The organism is Lactiplantibacillus plajomi (genome assembly GCF_005405405.1).
In the GTDB taxonomy this organism is placed as follows: Bacteria; Bacillota; Bacilli; order Lactobacillales; family Lactobacillaceae; genus Lactiplantibacillus; species Lactiplantibacillus plajomi.
In genome coordinates this window covers 1-16,974 of sequence record NZ_BJDZ01000024.1, presented here as the reverse complement: position 1 = coordinate 16,974, position 16,974 = coordinate 1, and the positions used below count along the sequence as shown (strand labels likewise).

Sequence of the window (16,974 nt, the reverse complement as noted above, 5' to 3'; positions counted from 1 at the left end):
ACTAAATTAATTTAAGATTACTTTCATTACCTTGATGTAACAGGCATCTAAAACCTTTGATAAGAACGGTTGAATTCATATCGTTAACACCGGTTTCGTGTTATATTTTAAGAGTAATCTGTAAAGAAGGAAGGTTGATCCGGTGAAGCGACGTGGTGCCATTTTATTTGGCTTATCTTTACTGGCAGGGTTATCAAGTACGTTGATTCGTAAAAAGCGTCCGGCTAATCCGACCAGTGGCGACTTAGCCGTCTTTTACGCGGGTACTTGGACTTATCGTGACGAAGCTCACCACCGGGATCATCAATTAGAAATCGACCCCAGCATGATCATTCGCATCGATGGTCGCGCCATGCCCGCAACCGTAGAATCAATGTCAGCTACCCAGTTAGTCCTACTTGATAAATACGGCTTTCACCTAGTCGTCCACGCTAACGAGGCCCGTCCCGTTAGCCTCTTCGACGAAGCTGATAACCGAAATTACGTCATTTTAGCGCCCAAGCGCTTGGATCAGGCCACGGGCTAACTTACAAGTACGATAAAAAGGACGATTACCAGTGTGGTAGTCGTCCTTTTGTGTGTTTCCGAATGTTAATAGCCAAAACGTGTGCCAAAAGTCAGCTGGCTTTTGGCACACGTGCCTTTTTGCATCTTTAGAACCAGGGATCGGCACGTAACTTGGTAAAACGTTGCGAGCTACCGTTGAACACCAGGCCGGCAAATTCCTGGCGGGTCCCGTTTTGTCGGTAAACGACCCGGCTGGAATAGTGCATGAACATGATGCGAGCTGCCCGGTGATGCGTATTAGTCGTATCATACCAGAGCGGCGTCTTGGTAATTACCGGCTTAACCAGTCGTTTAGCCACCGTTGGCGATGACCACACCACGCACTGGCGGTTATAATAATTGGTTAATTTATAAACCAGTGCCCGTAACTTTGCCTGCGCCTTTTGGACGTCAACGGTCTTAGCGGAATAATTGCCATAATATTGAACCTGAATGGCGATCGGTAAATCGCCGATATCATCGCCGACCATCTTTTCGAAATAGGCCGCTTGCGCCGCCGCGGAACTCGAAAAACTAAAAACGTGCACCACCCCGACCCCCATGTCGGTGCCGGCAATCCGGTCATAATTACTAGCAAAGTAGTCGTCCGAATAACTAGCACCCTGAGTAGCGTGCAAGTACGCAAACTTCAGCCCGTTATTTTGGAGGGCGGCGAAGTCTAAGTAACCATCCGTTTGTGAGACGGCGACCCCGCGGACGTTAAAGCCGCTCACCACGGCGGCCTGACGGGACTGGTACCACGCTAGCCCGCCCCAAACACCGGCGATGACGAGGCTCAGCACTAGCAACACCATCAAGCGGTGCCACCAACGGCCACTGCGCGTCCGCGCGTAGGCCGGACGTAATCGCTGTTGTTTTGTCATTCCATCATCCACCCTTAGTGAAATTTCACCAATCGGTTCGGGTCGCGCTAATCGTTTCGCGAACCCGGCCTAAACTAGCCGCCATTTCAATGTTGCCATGGACGGCCGTCATCAAAAATAAACTGTCAATAATGCTCATTTGGGCAATCAGTGAAGTCAAACCTTCGGAGCGGTAATTAATTTCTTCCGCGACCGAAATAAACGCCACCGTGCTAGCCTTGGCTAACGGTGAATTACCAAAACTAGTTAGTGCAATCACCGGCACCTTTTGCGCCTCGAGCGTTGCCATAATCTGGAGCGTCTGTTGGTTACGGCCGGTGTGTGAAATCACGACCGCCACGTCCTGGTCGGTCATCTGGGCTGCTTGCATCAGCTGCATATCGTAATCGGCATTATGCGAGCAGTTGATTCCGGTCCGGACAAACTTATGGTAACCGTCTAGGGCCGCGACCGCCGAGCCGCCCAAGCCGTAAAAAGCAATTGTTTTGGCGTGCAATAACAGGTGGACCGCCTGCTTCAAGTCGGCTTCGGTCATCACCTGACTGGTTTGATCCAGCGAGCTTTGAATACTATTAAACGTTGAGCGGGCGATTCCCTTGAACGTGGCCTGCTTCTCCACGTCCTGAAAAGCGGTCGCGGCCGGTTCAGCCGGCTGGGCCGCCGTTAATTCCCGTGAGAAATCGCGAAAGCTGTTAAAACTAATCCGTTTGACAAAGCGAGAAATGGTGGCGGTCGAAACGCCAACCGCCGCCGCTAAATCCGAAATCGATTGGGCCGCCGTCTTAACCGGGGCCTGAATAATATAATCCGCAATCTTCCGGTCGGTTGCGCTTAAATTCGGGTAATAGGACCGAATCAGCGTCAACACGCGGTTGCGTTGTACTGATGCGTGTGTGGACATGGTTGCCACCTCCATATCCAAATTTTACCACAGTTCGTACAAACGCCCTAGACCGGCATTGCGACCGCTACCAAAGTCTTAAGGATTCTCCGGATTAGCCCCAACCAGTCCCCGCTTACGGTTCGGCTGCATCCGTTTATCCAGCATGTATTGCTGGATTAATTTCACAATTTGCCGGTTTTGTGGCAAATCAGAGTGCTGGGCGTTATCGCCGGTCACCGTAATTTCCGTGTAGTGTTTGACCCGCCCCTGAAAGACGTACTTCCCGGCTTCAACACTACGCGCCGGGACCAAGCCGTCAGAATCGTAGTTTTCCGTCCCCGCGACCGAATACACCGTCATACTAGCGGGCAAACTATCACGATACTTAATAAAATCAGCCAGCATCTGTGTCTTATGGTCGAGATTGGCTTCGGAAAAGTTAAACGGCGACCCGATCGTCATCATCCGCTTGACCGTAATATCGTCACGGTCAAAGTAGTGTTCCAAGTAGTAGGTATATATCAGCCCACCGTTCGAGTGACCGATCGCCTTAAAATTATTGAACTGATACGTTTTCGTAAGGCGTTTAAAGGCCAGTGAAAACCAGCGGGCCTGCTTTTTAATGTTGTCGTAGCCGTCCTTATTATTTTCAAAGCCGACCACGATCACCGGTTCGTTATCCCGCGGTCGCAGTGACCCGGACATGGTGATTTGGTCGTTTTTCTTGACCGTTAATTTGATCAAACTGTGTTTACGCTTATCAGCCTTGTTCAGCTGGTCGACGAGCCCATCAAAGCGATTTTGGCTGGCACTACTGCCCGGAATCATAATGATCGGCGACAACCGTGAATCGTGGCGGCCAGTCATGCCCTTCACGTTGGCCCGCGTCCAGTGAAAGGCGGGCCAAATCAAGAGCCCAATGAAGCATAACCCGAGTAATAAGACGATCAAACTCCGACGCCGCCGGGGCCAATTAATTGATTTACGCATCGTCACTCGCCCCTTCCATCGTGGCCTTGATGACGCTAGCACTGACGGTGGCCTCCGCCAAACTCATAAATGGTAAGTAGATCAAAACCGATAAAATCAGGCACACGCCCCCTAATATTAAAGCGACCGGGTTCCCGTCCGTTCCGATAAAGGCAATCAGCGGTCCCGGCGTGCCAACGGGGACCGGGTAAACGACCGGCGGCATCCATTTGAACGCAATCGCCGTCGCCGCAATTGCCATGTTCAGCAACGGTGCTAATAGGAACGGAATCACGTAAATCGGGTTATATAGGACCGGCAGTCCCGTTAAAATCGGACCGTTACTATTGAAGAGCGCCGGTAAAAGTCCCCAGCGCGCCACCACGTGATAATTATGATTATTGCTACCGATAAAAATTGCAATGACTAACGCCAACAACATCCCGGTACCGCCAAAGGTCCCAAACGCGTGGTACAGGGTACTGGCCGTGAACGGATACGGCACGTTGGTAGCGCTGTGATTAGTCAACGCGGCGTTGAGGTTGGCGTTCATGGCCGGTGTATTTACGGCTAATTGCTGCTGGTACGGACCGAATAAGCCAATAATTTCTAGCAACAACGTCAACGCCGCCATTGCAAACGTGACCCAAACGCTGTGACTGGTGGTGGCGTACTTCTGCCAGTTTTCCCACAGCTGTTCGGTCTGAGTATTGATGATCAGCCAGTTAAGTCCCAGACTGACCAGTAACGCCACTATCAGCATCGCCACCATCGGTAATAACGACTGAAAGGTGCGGCTCAGAATCTGACCAGTGTGCACGTCGTGGTCATCCCGAATTGGTCGACCGAACCATTTAAAAAACTCGCCGGTCAAGCCACCCACAATCAGCGCACCGGTTAGCCCGTTGGTACCCAGCATCAAGTCATTGAACGCGCTGGCATCATCCGCATACTGGTAGGCCATCACTAGTAACGCGATCGCCGCCGTTAGCCCGGCCAATTGATCATCGCGCTGATGTAACTTGGCGTGGTACTTTGCCGCCCCAAAAGCGGCGACCACCGCGACACTATCCAGCGTTAACGCCGTTAAGTTATCGAACGGGTAGTGCAAGTAACGGTAGTACGGCACCCATTTGGATAAGTGAAAGAGACTGGCGAAAAAGCCGCTTTTCGTCAAAACGGTTTGCTGAATCAGTGCACTGAACGTTCCAATCAAAATAAACGGAAACGTCAACATCAGGGTCCGCTGAATGACCCGGTAAAAGTTCGTTTCACGTAACCGTTGTAGCCGCGGCACTAGTTGCCGCAATAAGTGTCGTTGCGTCAAGCCCATAAGATCCCCCCATTTTCATTCCTTTTCATTATAGGTGAACGGTCGCCAGACGGCTACTGAATCGGGTCGGAAATTTTAACCGTCACAACGGTGAAAACGGCCATCCCGAAAACTGCCGGGATGACCGTCTTGATGTTTTTTTAACAAGGTACTTAACGCCACCGAATGCGACTTAACACCCGTTTTCCCAATCCGTTTTGAACCAAGATAAAGACCGGGTTGGCGCTAATAATTAGCGGCAGGTACAGCAACGCAAACTTCCAATTCCACGGACTGACCAGTGAGAAAACCCGCCCGCCAAAGAAAAAGACGGCCGCAAATAGTAACGCCATCAGCGCTACCAGCGCAATTTTAAACCGGTTCAGCGGTCGCGCCGCAATGATCAACGCGTTGAGGCTGATGACCCCCGTCAGCAACACGCACAGGGTCGAGGTCACCGCGTACGGGAGGTGTAACTGGTGACCCAGTAACATGATACCAACAATGTAACCAACGATGCACAACGCCGCGGGAACCGCGATTTCCATCACCTGGCGCATAAAGCGACCGGTGATTCGCGCGTAGTCCGGTTGTAACGCTAAGAAAAATGTCGGGATGCCGACCATCAACGATGAAATTGGCGTGAGCTGAATCGGTTCGAACGGATAAGCACTGTGCATGAAAATGAAAATCAACGTTAAGGCCGCTGAATACATCGTTTTAATCAGGTACAGGGCTGCGACCCGCTCGACGTTGTTGATCACCCGGCGCCCCTCGTTGAGCACCTGGACCATGGCATCAAAATTAGAATCCAGTAACACGAAGTCCGCTAGACTCTTGGTTGCTTCACTCCCAGAAGCCATCGCAATGCTACAATCCGCCTGTTTCAGGGCAAGCAGGTCGTTCACCCCGTCACCGGTCATTGCCACCGTGTGGTCCGCCGCTTGGTAGGCTTTGATCAGCCGTTCCTTTTGAGCCGGGGTGACCCGCCCAAAGACGTTGTAGTCAGTCACTAGCGCCGCGTAATCCGGTTGTGCCCCGACCCGGCTCATATCAACGAGCTGGTCGGTGCCACTAATGCCGGCGCGCTTGGCAACGCTGGCGACAGTGACCGGGTTATCCCCGGAAATCACCTTTAACGCCACGTCCTGATTTTCAAAGTAACCAAAAGTCGTCTGGGCGTTCGGCCGCAGCTCATCCGTAATCAGCACAAGGCCTAACGCTTGGGGAGCTTGGGGCCGCGGCGTTGTCAGGGCGGTCACCGTTGCCATCAGTAGCACCCGGTAACCCCGCTGTGCCAGCTGGTCGACCCGGTGTGCCAAATCTTTTGGCACAGTTTCAAGAATAAATTCAGGGGCTCCCAACACCAACGACTGGCCGTTAAACTGCGCCCCACTCCACTTACGGGCGGAGGAGAACGGCTGCACGGTCTGCACATCGACGGTTGGCTGTCCCAGTGCCGTCCGAATGGCCCGGGCGGTCTCGTTATCGTCGTCGATCGCCGTAATTAATTCGGCTAACCGCTGGGTAACGACCGCTTCACTTTGCCCGCTGACCGGTTCAACCCGTTCGAAGGTCAACTGACCACTCGTAATCGTTCCGGTTTTATCCAAACAGAGGGTGTCAACCCTTGCTAGCGCTTCGATTGCGGGTAATTCGCGGACTAACACCCGGTGCCGACCAAGGGTAAACGCGCCGGCGGCCAAGGCAACCGACGTCAACAACACGAGCCCTTCCGGAATCATGCCGACCATTGCAGCGACCGTCCCAAGAATGGCCCGGTTTTGCGATGCACCGCGCATTAAGGTTGCAATGAACAACCCCGCGCCCAACGGGATAATCACAATCGTGAGCACCTTAATAATGCGGTTAATAACGGTCAACAACTCGCTCGGCGTCCGGTGCTTTTGCTTCGCAGCCTTGGACATCCGTTTGATAAAGCTCCCGTCACCAACCTTGGTGGCCTGCACGACACCATGACCACCCAGGATAATACTACCGGAGGTCAACGGATCGCCAGTCGCCTTAAGCACCGGTTCCGCTTCCCCGGTAATCTGTGACTCGTCAACTTCTAAGCCGGTGGTCGTCCGGACGATTCCGTCGACCGGGAGCTGGTCACCGCGACTGATTGCTAGCAAGTCATCCTCAACGATGGCCGCCTGGTTAACGGTCAGAGTTTGTCCGTCACGAATCAACTGTAATTGGGCCTCCGACAAAATTGAAAGGCGGTCGACCTGGCGCTTGGAACGAATTTCCTGAAAGATCCCGATGGCCGTATTAATAATTACGACGAAGAAAAACAGTAGATTTTTATAACTGCCAGTCCACACCACTAGGCCGGCCAACCCCACGTTAATCAAATTAAACAGGGTCATTAAGTTATCCCGAAAAATTTGCTTGATTGAGCGGGTCAACGGCGGTAGCGACGTATTTTGGCGCCCTGCGGCTTGCCGCTGCTTAACCTGTTTGGCCGTTAATCCCGTCTCAACGGGTGGTAAGTAACGGTTGCTCATCTAACCGCCCCCTGTTCTCTAATTACGTCCATTGTAAACGATTTTATGGCCGAACAGGCTGGATTTAACCCTTACTTAAACGAATTACAACTTTTTTTGCTGGAATTCAGTTTTCTGACTAACAACGGCATAAAAAAGGCGCCCGGTAACCGTACCGAACGCACTTATTTTATGCCGTTAAAGTTGCTTGAACCTGGCGTACCGTCGCTAAGACCACCTCATCGCGAATCGTCGTCACGTCAGTCACTTCGGGATGATCCGCCAACCAGTTCTGCTGCTGGTTAACCAGTTGTTCCGCAAAGTTACGTGCCCAGCGGCCATTTGAGCGGTCGTTAGGTGCAACCTGGCGATACAGGCCGCTCACTTGTTGCGCAATTAGTTGGGAATCGACCTGCCAATCAGGCGTTAGGCGCTGATTAACAATCGTAGCAACTTCTGCCGGGGTATCGTCAGCAAAGTGCAACGTGTAGGGTACCCGCGACCGTAACCCGGGGTTGGTCGTCATGAACGTGGCCATCTGCTGCTCGTAACCAGCAAAGATGATCACGAGTTTCCCGCGGTAATTTTCCATCGCGGCCATTAATGCTTCGATTGCCCGCGGTCCGAAATCATTTTCCTGACCGTTGCTCAGTTCGTAAGCCTCATCCACAAACAGGACGCCACCCAGGGCTTCTTGAATCACTTGCTGGGTCTTTTGTTCGGTCTGGCCAACGTAACTACCGACCAGGTCAGTCCGGCTAACTTCCATCACGGTGTCCTTAGCCAGCATGTCCAGGTTGTAAAAGAGTTTAGCAATAATACGGGCCACCGTCGTTTTCCCGGTCCCAGGGTTACCGTTAAAGCACATGTGGTAACTCGTTTCGTGGTCTTCCGGAATCACGCCGGCTAACCGTTGTTGCACGGATCGCCGTTCAATTAAGTCGTGCACGAACGTTTTAACCTCGGCCAGCCCAATTAAATCGTCCAACTGGGTCATTAGCTTGGTCACGGTGGCGTCCTTGATTGGCTGGTCACCACCCGTTAACTCGGTTAAATCCTGATTTTCAATCCGGTCGATGGCCCGCTGTTCGGGGGCGGCCATGTAGTTATTCGCCACGATGGCTAGTAATTTTTCATTGAAATTACGTACCCAACGACCGTTGCTATTATCGATGGCGTGCTGGTACGCCTTGGTGACCGTGTCACGGTAAAATTGCTGATCAAACTTAAAATGCTGAGCCATTAATTGATTGATGCCGATCGTACCAATTTCTTCGGGCGTGTAGTCTTCAAAAGTGAACACGTTCGGAATTCTGGAGGTCAGCCCTGGGTTCATACTCATCAAATCCTGCATCGGCGCGGTGTAGCCGGCCAAAATAATCATTAATTCGTTGCGGTGGTCCTCCATAAATTTCAACATGGTATCGACCGCCTCGGCTCCGTAGTTATTTTCACCGCCCTGCTGATACAGGCTGTACGCTTCATCAATAAAAAGGACGCCGCCGAGTGCGCTTTCCAACAGTTTGGTCGTCTTGGGCGCCGTCATACCAACGTACTCGGCAACCAGGTCCTGGCGTGACGCTTCCACGAAAGTTGCTTTCGGTAAAATGTGCTGCTCGTACATCAGCTTACCGATGATCCGGGCCACTGTCGTTTTCCCGGTCCCCGGATTACCTAAGAACAGCGCGTGGTAGGACGCTTCGAGTGCCGGCATGCCCCGTGCGATGCGTTGCTGATTATAGCCCGCTAGGTTAATAAATTTTTTAACCGCCTGTTTAAGCTTCGGTAACCCGACCATGGCGTCTAACTGCGCCATAGCGGACGGCGTCTCCGCAACACTGGTAGCTGCTGCTGCCGACGTAACCGGTGCCGCTTGTGATGCGGGCGCAACCGGCGCTTGCGATTGCACTTCAGTCGCCAACGGAACCTGATCCGCATCCGGAAACTGGCTTTCACGTTTTAAATAAGCTTTGACCCGTTGTTGCCAACCCACTAAGTCGGCCGGTGGTACCGGGGTAGCCGTCTCGCCCGTATCAATAATGTGACCGTTACGTGACAGGTTGCCCAAAACTTGTGCCCCTGGGAAACGACTATGCGCTAACAGTTCATCAGCCATCAAGAGTACCTGGTGCGTGGCATCAAGGTTGCTGGTTCCCACCGTCACCCGTGAATTTTGACTTTGAATCTGGTTCGTTCCCGCACCAACTAGCACACTTTTAACATTAAACTGACTACCGTCGACTAAATTAATCATTGAGACTTCTTTGGCTCGCTGCTGAAACGCGACACTGCCGCCAACGATATCGCTGTAATTCGACGCAATCAGCGGTCCGGTGACCATCACATCGTCCACGCTCATGGTAGCTAAGTCCTTAACGGTGCCACCCTGAAAGAGGGTTCGACTGACCGTAAAATGACCGCCGTTGATCGCATCTAAGACGTCACTTTCCGGGTCAAGGTGAGTAATCACGGCGTCTTCAATCGTGGCGTTACCACCATCCAGCAGCACCGTTGGAATCGTTGCTGACTGATTGGATAAAAAGGCGTTTTTGATCACTAAGTCGGTGCCACTGTCCATATAAACCGCGGACTGTTCCGCTTCCCGGTTCACAAGCGTTAAATTTTCAAGCATCAACGTTCCAGCGACTTGAACCACGATGCGGGCATCTAAATAAGTATCGGTCGGTTGCGCCGCCGTTCCCCGGATGGTGAGCGGTGCCGTCACCCCAATCCCGACCAGTTCGCCAATTTCAAATTTTCCCGGACCAATCAGGACCGTGTCAACCTTTTCAAGACTATCGTCGCTGGTGGTCAAATTGATTGCGCCAACCGCGTTATAAAAGTCTTCATTCGTATGTACCTCAAGCGTCCTACCCATCATTACTCCTCCGTTTAAATCAGTTTATCAAAAGTATAGCACTAAAAAGGCCCGGCTAAATAGCCGGACCTAGGGATATGAATGGATTATTATTCGGACGGTAAATGCGTTTGGGCAATTGCCAGCTGCATCGTTTTGGTGAACCGGTCGTCTAATTGGGACTCGGGCATTGTGAAGAAACCACCGATTTCCTGAATAATGAAACCAAACAACGTCGAGCGGTACAGGGTATTTTCGACCCGGGCCGCGTCGTTTAGTTGTAACGGCGTAAACATGTCCTGGTACAACTTGATCATCGCCGTCCGCGTCCGCGGAATCTTCAAGTTATCATTTAAGTCCAACAACACCGGTGCGAGACCGCGATGGTGCTGACAAGCCGAGCGGAATTCCTGTGCGAAGGCCATCAGGGCATCGTCACCGGTCACGTCGGCCAACTTCTCGTTTAATTGGTCAGACACACTCTTAACGAACTGCATCCCGACCTGGTCCAACAAGTCACTCAAACTATCAACATAGTTATAAATTGATTGCGGTCGCACATCTAAGACGAGCGCTAAGTCCCGAATGGTTAACCCAGTAATTCCCTTGGTCTCGATTAACTGATTCGCGGTTGCGAGAACTTTCGCTTGCGTTAACGTTCTTCTCTTTACCATTTTCTTCCCCACTCTCGAATTGATTCGTTTATTATTATAACTCAAAATCAGTTAATAATTGGGCAAAACGACGCCAAACGCTTTAAATAAAAAATAAAAATCGCTATAATGTTACTAAACTGATTGAATCAGTTTAACTAAAAACAACGGAGCGTGACAATGGTGGATAACAACGGCAAACCTTATAGTCAGCTAGCCCTGACGCTAACGCTGGTGCTGGGTACGTTTTGTACCGCGCTAACGACCAACATGTTAGTAACGGCCTACCCAACGCTGATGCGGACCTTCTCAATTTCCAGCGCAACGGTCCAGTGGCTGACGACCGGCTTCTTACTGGTCATGGGAATTATGATCCCGGTCAGTGCCTGGCTGCTGAACAACTTTAGCTTACGGCTGATCTACATGGCCGCCCTGACCTGTTTTCTGATTGGCTTGATTGTTAGCTTCACGGCGCCCAACTTTCAACTCATCTTATTGGGCCGCCTAATTCAGGCCATCGGCATTGGCATCACTTTTCCGACCATCCAGACGGTCCTGCTGGTCATCTACCCGCCCGAGAAGCGCGGGACGATGATGGGGCTCGGCGGAATCGTCATCGGTCTGGCCCCCGCGTTAGGACCGACCGTTTCCGGTTGGATCTTAGATAACGCGTCGTGGCGCGATCTGTTCGGCATGATGATTCCACCGGTCGCCATCGTCCTCCTGATTGCCGCGTTCACGGTCCGGCCCGTGATCCCGCTGAAAAAGTCAGCCATTGACGGTTGGGCAATCGGCTTGTCAACGATTGGCTTCGGCAGCCTACTTTACGGTTTTTCTTCCGTTGGCGAGCACGGCTGGACCTCCGCAATCGTCATTATTAGTCTAATTATCGGCATTATCTTCATCGCCGGCTTTGTCCGCCGTGAGTGGCCCCAAAAAGCACCGCTGCTCAACATCCGCCTACTGAAAATTCCGTCGTTCACGGTTGCTTCGATGATCACCGGGCTGGCCAACACCGCCATGATTGGCATTCAGGTGGTGTTACCGATGTATTTGCAAAACGTGCGCGGGCGCACGCCCCTAGTTTCCGGATTAATTATTTTACCGGGAGCCCTGTTGTACGGGCTGGTCAGCCTGATTTCCGGCCGGGCCTACGACCTGATTGGTGGGCGCCGGTTAGCCCTGATGGGAACGTTCTTACTGACCCTCGGGACCCTACCGTTTGCACTACTGACCCGCCATACGCCCTACCCAATGATTATCATGGAATACATGATTTTAATGAGCGGGGTTGCGTTAGTTGCGATGCCGCTAACGGCCGCCAGTTCGGTCGACCTACACGGTATCCAGCTGAGTCACGGGACGGCCATCAACAGCACGATGCGCCAGATTATGACCTCGATGGGGACCGCCGTCCTTGGTAGCGTCCTAACCAACGTCGCGAATCAGGGCCAACCGGCTAAGCACCTCTTACAAACCGCACCACTGCTCTATCAAAATCAGACCTACGCCGCGGCAATGCGCGGGTTTCACGCCGCCTTTTTAGTCGCGACCGTGATGGGAATTATTAGTTTTATCTTTGCTATTTTTGTTAAACGAACACCTAAAAAAGGAGCGGTGCAATGATTTTATGGCTCATGGGCATCGGGTTGGCTGGTTTCATCCTCGGCCTGCTCCTGATGCCGTCACAACGTAGTAAGTTACTAATCGGTGGGCTTAGCTTTACCCTGCTGGTCGCCGGTGCCGTAACGATGATTGGCAACGACCGCTGGTACTGGGGGATGCACGTTGAGAAAACGACCCACATGACTGCCCTGCAACCGACCGTCAGCAATCCCAACGTTAACTTTTTACTTTACAGTCCCATCAAACGGGCCCACCACGAGCGGGTCTACGTTTACCGCCGGGCGGACCGCCAAAAGCAACTCCACACCGCCTCAACTTTGAAAACGACGAACCGGGTCGTCCGGACCCAACGGCAATCGGCGCGGCTACTAACGGTGCAACGGCGCTGGACGTACAACAACCGCTGGTGGCGCACCCTGTTTCGCGGTACCGGTCATCACAACCTACTCGTGCGGGAAACGAACACTTTTGAAATTCCGACTAACTGGGAAATTCTGAGTGTTAACCAGGCAGAATGGCTGGAGAAAAAAGCGACAAAGCTAACGAGCAAAGCTAAGCAAACAACGACGCGGGCCGTTAAAACGCAACTGCAACAAGCCCAAGCTGCTGACCCGCAGCTGACTAGCAGCCAACTGGCCCAGTTAAAGCAGCAGTACCAGCAACGGGCGCAACAGCTCGCCACGCAACAAGCCAAGCGCCAAGTACCAGCGCTACCGGCCCAAGCAAAGTGCCAATCCATTTATTCAGAATAACATGACCGGGGTCGTTCACAGCGGCCCCGGTTTTTAGGCGCAAAAAAGCGGGCCTTGCCCGCTTTAACTTAATCGTAATTCAAATGTTTATCTTGATCCAAGCCGTCGATAGCCGCAATTTCTTCCTGCGTCAAGTGGAAGCCGTCAACGTCGAAGTTTTCCTTCACGTGGGCCGGTTGCGCCGACTTCGGGAAGACCACGTAGCCGGTATCCAGGTGCCAACGTAACACAATTTGTGCCGGTGTCTTACCGTACTTATCCGCTAACTTTGTAATCACCGAATCTTGTAAGATCAAGTGACCGTGGCCGATTGGGGAGTAGCCTTCGTTAACGATACCGTTATCGGTATCGAACTTACCAAGTTCTGCTTGAACCTTGTACGGGTGACGTTCAATTTGGTTGACCATCGGCTTAACGGTCGCCATGTCGAAGACCGCCTGCAGCTGCTTTTCAGAGAAGTTAGAAACCCCGATTGCCCGCACTTTTTTCTGTTTGTAGAGCGTTTCAAGGGCTCGCCAAGTATCCAAGCTCAAGTCAAAGTTGTCTTCGTTTGGCCAGTGGATCAAATACAGGTCCAGGTAGTCCAACTGTAAATCGCTTAAGGTTCGGTCAAAAGCGGCTAACGTTGAGTCATAACCTTGGTCGCTGTTCCAAACTTTAGACGTAATAAACAGGTCTTTACGGGCAATCCCGGACGCCTTGATAGCTTCGCCGACCGCCGCTTCGTTCCCGTAAATGTGGGCACAGTCTAAATGACGGTAACCCGCGTCAAACGCGGTCTTTAAAGCTGTTGGCACGTCTTTTGCGTCAAGCTGATACGTCCCAAAGCCTAACATTGGGATGGTGACACCGTTACTAAGGGTTGTGGTTTCCATAGAGTGAATTCACCTTTCATTTATCAAAAATATTATCTTTATTTATCATACCCGCTCACCTACGGGGGTTCAAGGATGGCGCTCGCAAAGCAAAATAAAAAAACTTTAAGCAGGCCCCGACCACGCTTAAAGTTATTGACTCGTCATATCATTATTTTCTAGTAATTTTTAGCGAAAAAAGTGGTCGCTTGCCCAGCTTGATCTTCTTGACGCCCGCTTTAATGTTTTGCCACGCCTCCTTAGGCGTATACGTGGTGATCACACTTTTAAAATGGCCATTTTTGCTAACGTAGCAACGTTGTTTCATTTGAAAGTCCCCCAATGACATTTATTTAATTGAACATTTTTATACTTTAGCATGCTTTTTTAACCATTCAGCCAAAGTTACCATTATTTCATCACTATCAATACTATTAGTTACACCTAGTATCAGTTGCTCGCCCTCATCGGTTGCAAAATTTAACTCAATTCCATTGATACTAAGAAATGTCAATCCTGATAAAAGTGCAGTTCTTTTATTTCCATCCACAAAGATATGCTTCTTAGTGATTTTTTGAATAATAAATGCTGCCTTAATCCAAACATTAGGATACAATTCTTGCCCAAATACAACTTGTTTCGGCTGATTGACAACTAAATCCAAGCCTTGAGGGTATTGAACCCCAATCGACTGCCCATTAGCTTGTTTAATCACCAATTCATTAATCGCAATGAGCTCCTCTTCTGTCAAATAAATCATAAATCTTCCAAACGTTTCATTAAATCCGAATGCTTTTCATATAACTGAGTAGCAGTTTTTAACACATCCGGACGAAGCTTTTCAATTTTTTTAAAAGTTATTTCTTTACCATCCGGTGATACAATTTTCTCAAAACGAGTATCAGTGTCAGCACCTAGAAACTCCCGATCTTTCTTTGAAATTCTAAACGCATATGAATTACCATTTTTAAACATTTTAACTTTCTGATTCAAATCAGCTGGATTAATCATTTGCATCGCCTCCTGTATGTACATTATACATTATAATACATACATTTGACCACTATTAAATAGTTACGGGTCAAGTTGATTTTAACAGTTTTTACTCATTTAATAGTATAATATAAGTAAAAGGAAGGAATAGTAATGACACAATCCACAAAAAAACGAATTCAAGTCCAGGTTGATCGCGTCCTTGCAGACGAGGGCGACGCAGTTTTAACTGAACTTGGACTAACCCCCACAGCTGCCATCACAATGTTTTATAAACGACTGGTTGCTGAAGGCGGCCTCCCATTTTCACCCAAGTTAACGCAACGGGAAAAAGACGAGTTGGCCATTCAAAAAATAACTACAACCTGGCCAGTCACCGAATTAAAGACACCGGAGCTAATCAAAAAATGGGCGGAAAAGGATGACTAAAACAATTGCGACCGCCTACGTCCGCTTCATCCAAATCTCTGGTGGCAAACGTCGCCCCGTCTATATTCTAAGGGAAACTCACACCGAGCTTTTCTTTTTCAATATTACGACTAAATATACAAGTAAATCTGATTTCATCAAACAGTGGTACTTTGAAATTAAAGATTATCACCCCACTAGGCTGAAAAAGCAATCCTGGATTGACACCTATCAGCTTTATTCCTTAGCTAAGAAAACAACTGAAATCAACTACACCGGTCAATTAAGTGATGACGACACTGCTCGACTACGACACTTTCTTGAAAGAATCAAAAACCTCAACCGCGAATAACCATTAAGCTAAAAATGGAACCTGGCTGTCAGTAGTCTGGTTCCGTTTTAATTTCAAAAGAAAACAATGATACATTGCCTCGTTGTTTTTTTACCCCCCCCTGTGCTTTCAGAATATAGCTATTTACGCGTTACGGGTCATTCCATCAAGCTACCTGCTATAATATTACTAGCTATTTTGATAACGGAGGATGATTCAATGGCCGGTGAAAAAACAATACAACTATACTTAATGGACGGTATCCCAAAGGGAAGAATCAAAGCAACATTAGCTAATTGGACAGGAATTGCATATAAAATACCAAGAACAGAGCTAGATAAAGCTAAAAACATTAAATACTTAAAGCAAAGTGGTGTCTACTTCTTGTTTAGTCCTTCAGACGAAACGCAAGAAAACATAGTTTATATCGGACAAGCTGGAACACGTAAAAACGGAGAAGGTGTTTTAAACCGGTTGCAAGAGCATAAAAGAAATCCAAAGGAAGATTATTGGACTGAGGCAGTTGCTTTTACAACTACCAATAACACCTTCGGGCCTACCGAAATAAGCTATCTTGAAAATCAATTTACAAAACTAGCCTCTGATATCAGCAGATACACCGTGAAAAATGGAAACGAGCCCACTCAAGGTCACGTTACCGAAGAAAAAGAATCAGAGTTGAAAGAATTTATCGATTATACAAAAATCGTCATTGGTACCCTTGGCTATCATTTATTTGAGCCGTTAATTGAAGACGTGCCACAAAATACTATTTCAAAAAAAGAAATTCAATCTAATCCTCGCCTATTTTTAAGACCTAAAAACAATCAAACTATTAACACTACAGCAAAACAAACTAGTGAAGGTCTCGTTTTATTAAAGGGAAGCCATATCAATACGATTGATTCTGCCTCAGTTCCCAAGAAAATAAGCATAAGGCGGAAAGAAAAGGGATTAATACTAAATGGAATCCTCCAAGAAGATGTTCTATTTGGTTCACCGTCCTCTGCTGCTAGTTTTGTTGTTGGAAGTTCTATAAACGGAAAAGAGGCTTGGAAAGATGAACAAGGACGATCTCTGAATGAAATAGAAAAAATATAACTCTAAAAAATCAGTCAGAGATGCTACAGGTTACTTATGATGGACAGATAAACTTTTACGGACATATCCGTCATCCGTCCCGTGCCACCATCAAGTCGACTAAAACCAATTAAAAACGAGTGCTTAGCATGTCCAAAACTATTTTATTAGAATTGACCTAGAGATAAAAGAGCCCCTCCGCCAAATTTAACCTCACATCAATACCGATTAATAAAGGCTCTTTGTCAACCGGTGTTGATGAGGACTAATTTGAGAATCCAATTCATTTACGAATTGGGTTCTTTTTTGTAATTTTGATTTTAAATGAGACTTG

At 49.3% G+C, this 16,974-nt stretch carries 17 protein-coding genes; 6 read left to right on the top strand and 11 right to left on the bottom strand.

The window, feature by feature from the left end; genetic code table 11:
* Positions 1–142: 142 nt before the first annotated feature.
* The gene (locus tag FFM82_RS09960) at positions 143–526 is read left to right on the top strand and encodes a DUF4828 domain-containing protein (protein WP_137645690.1); all 384 of its coding nucleotides are present in this window, start codon (positions 143–145) and stop codon (positions 524–526) included.
* A 127-nt stretch (positions 527–653) separates the two neighbouring features.
* Here FFM82_RS09960 and FFM82_RS09955 read toward each other — a convergent pair whose 3' ends face one another.
* The 7 genes from FFM82_RS09955 to FFM82_RS09925 all read right to left on the bottom strand — a co-directional run bounded on the left by FFM82_RS09955 (position 654) and on the right by FFM82_RS09925 (position 10,617).
* Positions 654–1,430 (bottom strand): GH25 family lysozyme, encoded by a 777-nt coding sequence (locus FFM82_RS09955; protein WP_137645689.1) that lies wholly within the window; start codon positions 1,428–1,430, stop codon positions 654–656.
* 25 nt (positions 1,431–1,455) lie between these two features.
* A complete protein-coding gene (locus FFM82_RS09950) occupies positions 1,456–2,331 on the bottom strand; it encodes a MurR/RpiR family transcriptional regulator (RefSeq protein ID WP_137645688.1) in 876 nt (291 codons plus the stop codon).
* Positions 2,332–2,409: 78 nt separating this feature from the next.
* The gene (locus tag FFM82_RS09945) at positions 2,410–3,303 is read right to left on the bottom strand and encodes an alpha/beta hydrolase (RefSeq protein ID WP_137645687.1); all 894 of its coding nucleotides are present in this window, start codon (positions 3,301–3,303) and stop codon (positions 2,410–2,412) included.
* The gene (locus FFM82_RS09940) at positions 3,296–4,615 is read right to left on the bottom strand and encodes a PTS transporter subunit EIIC (protein ID WP_137645686.1); all 1,320 of its coding nucleotides are present in this window, start codon (positions 4,613–4,615) and stop codon (positions 3,296–3,298) included. The genes FFM82_RS09945 and FFM82_RS09940 overlap by 8 nt, the downstream gene beginning before the upstream one ends.
* Positions 4,616–4,767: 152 nt before the next feature.
* Positions 4,768–7,107, bottom strand: coding sequence for a cation-translocating P-type ATPase (locus tag FFM82_RS09935; RefSeq protein ID WP_137645685.1), 2,340 nt, complete (start codon positions 7,105–7,107; stop codon positions 4,768–4,770).
* 169 nt (positions 7,108–7,276) lie between these two features.
* Positions 7,277–9,964 (bottom strand): AAA family ATPase, encoded by a 2,688-nt coding sequence (locus tag FFM82_RS09930; RefSeq protein WP_170178272.1) that lies wholly within the window; start codon positions 9,962–9,964, stop codon positions 7,277–7,279.
* Positions 9,965–10,053: 89 nt separating this feature from the next.
* Entirely contained in the window at positions 10,054–10,617 is a 564-nt protein-coding gene (locus FFM82_RS09925) for a TetR/AcrR family transcriptional regulator (protein WP_137645683.1), read from the bottom strand.
* Positions 10,618–10,776: 159 nt separating this feature from the next.
* Here FFM82_RS09925 and FFM82_RS09920 point away from each other — a divergent pair, with 159 nt between their 5' ends.
* Together FFM82_RS09920 and FFM82_RS09915 are read left to right on the top strand one after the other, a co-directional pair.
* Positions 10,777–12,222, top strand: coding sequence for an MDR family MFS transporter (locus FFM82_RS09920; RefSeq protein ID WP_137645682.1), 1,446 nt, complete (start codon positions 10,777–10,779; stop codon positions 12,220–12,222).
* Positions 12,219–12,974 (top strand): DUF4811 domain-containing protein, encoded by a 756-nt coding sequence (locus FFM82_RS09915; RefSeq protein ID WP_137645681.1) that lies wholly within the window; start codon positions 12,219–12,221, stop codon positions 12,972–12,974. The genes FFM82_RS09920 and FFM82_RS09915 overlap by 4 nt, the downstream gene beginning before the upstream one ends.
* Before the next feature lie 68 nt (positions 12,975–13,042).
* Here the strand turns inward: FFM82_RS09915 and FFM82_RS09910 are convergent, their stop codons facing one another.
* From FFM82_RS09910 to FFM82_RS09900, 4 genes are all read right to left on the bottom strand, one after another.
* Entirely contained in the window at positions 13,043–13,849 is an 807-nt protein-coding gene (locus FFM82_RS09910) for an aldo/keto reductase (RefSeq protein WP_137645680.1), read from the bottom strand.
* A 151-nt stretch (positions 13,850–14,000) separates the two neighbouring features.
* Positions 14,001–14,156, bottom strand: coding sequence for a hypothetical protein (locus FFM82_RS13575; RefSeq protein WP_170178271.1), 156 nt, complete (start codon positions 14,154–14,156; stop codon positions 14,001–14,003).
* A gap of 39 nt (positions 14,157–14,195) precedes the next feature.
* Positions 14,196–14,588 carry a type II toxin-antitoxin system death-on-curing family toxin gene (locus FFM82_RS09905; protein ID WP_137645679.1) on the bottom strand — a complete coding sequence of 131 codons (393 nt, stop codon included), beginning with the start codon at positions 14,586–14,588 and terminating at the stop codon, positions 14,196–14,198.
* On the bottom strand, positions 14,585–14,839 hold the full coding sequence (locus FFM82_RS09900; RefSeq protein WP_137645678.1) for an AbrB family transcriptional regulator: 255 nt from the start codon (positions 14,837–14,839) through the stop codon (positions 14,585–14,587). The genes FFM82_RS09905 and FFM82_RS09900 overlap by 4 nt, the downstream gene beginning before the upstream one ends.
* Positions 14,840–14,974: 135 nt before the next feature.
* Between FFM82_RS09900 and FFM82_RS09895 the strand changes: the two genes are divergently transcribed.
* The 3 genes from FFM82_RS09895 (at position 14,975) to FFM82_RS09885 (ending at position 16,661) form a co-directional block, all read left to right on the top strand.
* Positions 14,975–15,250: a type II toxin-antitoxin system RelB/DinJ family antitoxin gene (locus FFM82_RS09895; RefSeq protein WP_137645677.1), complete on the top strand. Its 276-nt coding sequence runs from the start codon at positions 14,975–14,977 to the stop codon at positions 15,248–15,250.
* Positions 15,243–15,581: a type II toxin-antitoxin system PemK/MazF family toxin gene (locus tag FFM82_RS09890; RefSeq protein WP_137645676.1), complete on the top strand. Its 339-nt coding sequence runs from the start codon at positions 15,243–15,245 to the stop codon at positions 15,579–15,581. The genes FFM82_RS09895 and FFM82_RS09890 overlap by 8 nt, the downstream gene beginning before the upstream one ends.
* Before the next feature lie 198 nt (positions 15,582–15,779).
* Complete coding sequence (locus FFM82_RS09885; RefSeq protein WP_137645675.1) at positions 15,780–16,661, top strand: GIY-YIG nuclease family protein; 882 nt, start codon at positions 15,780–15,782, stop codon at positions 16,659–16,661.
* Positions 16,662–16,974 lie beyond the last annotated feature (313 nt).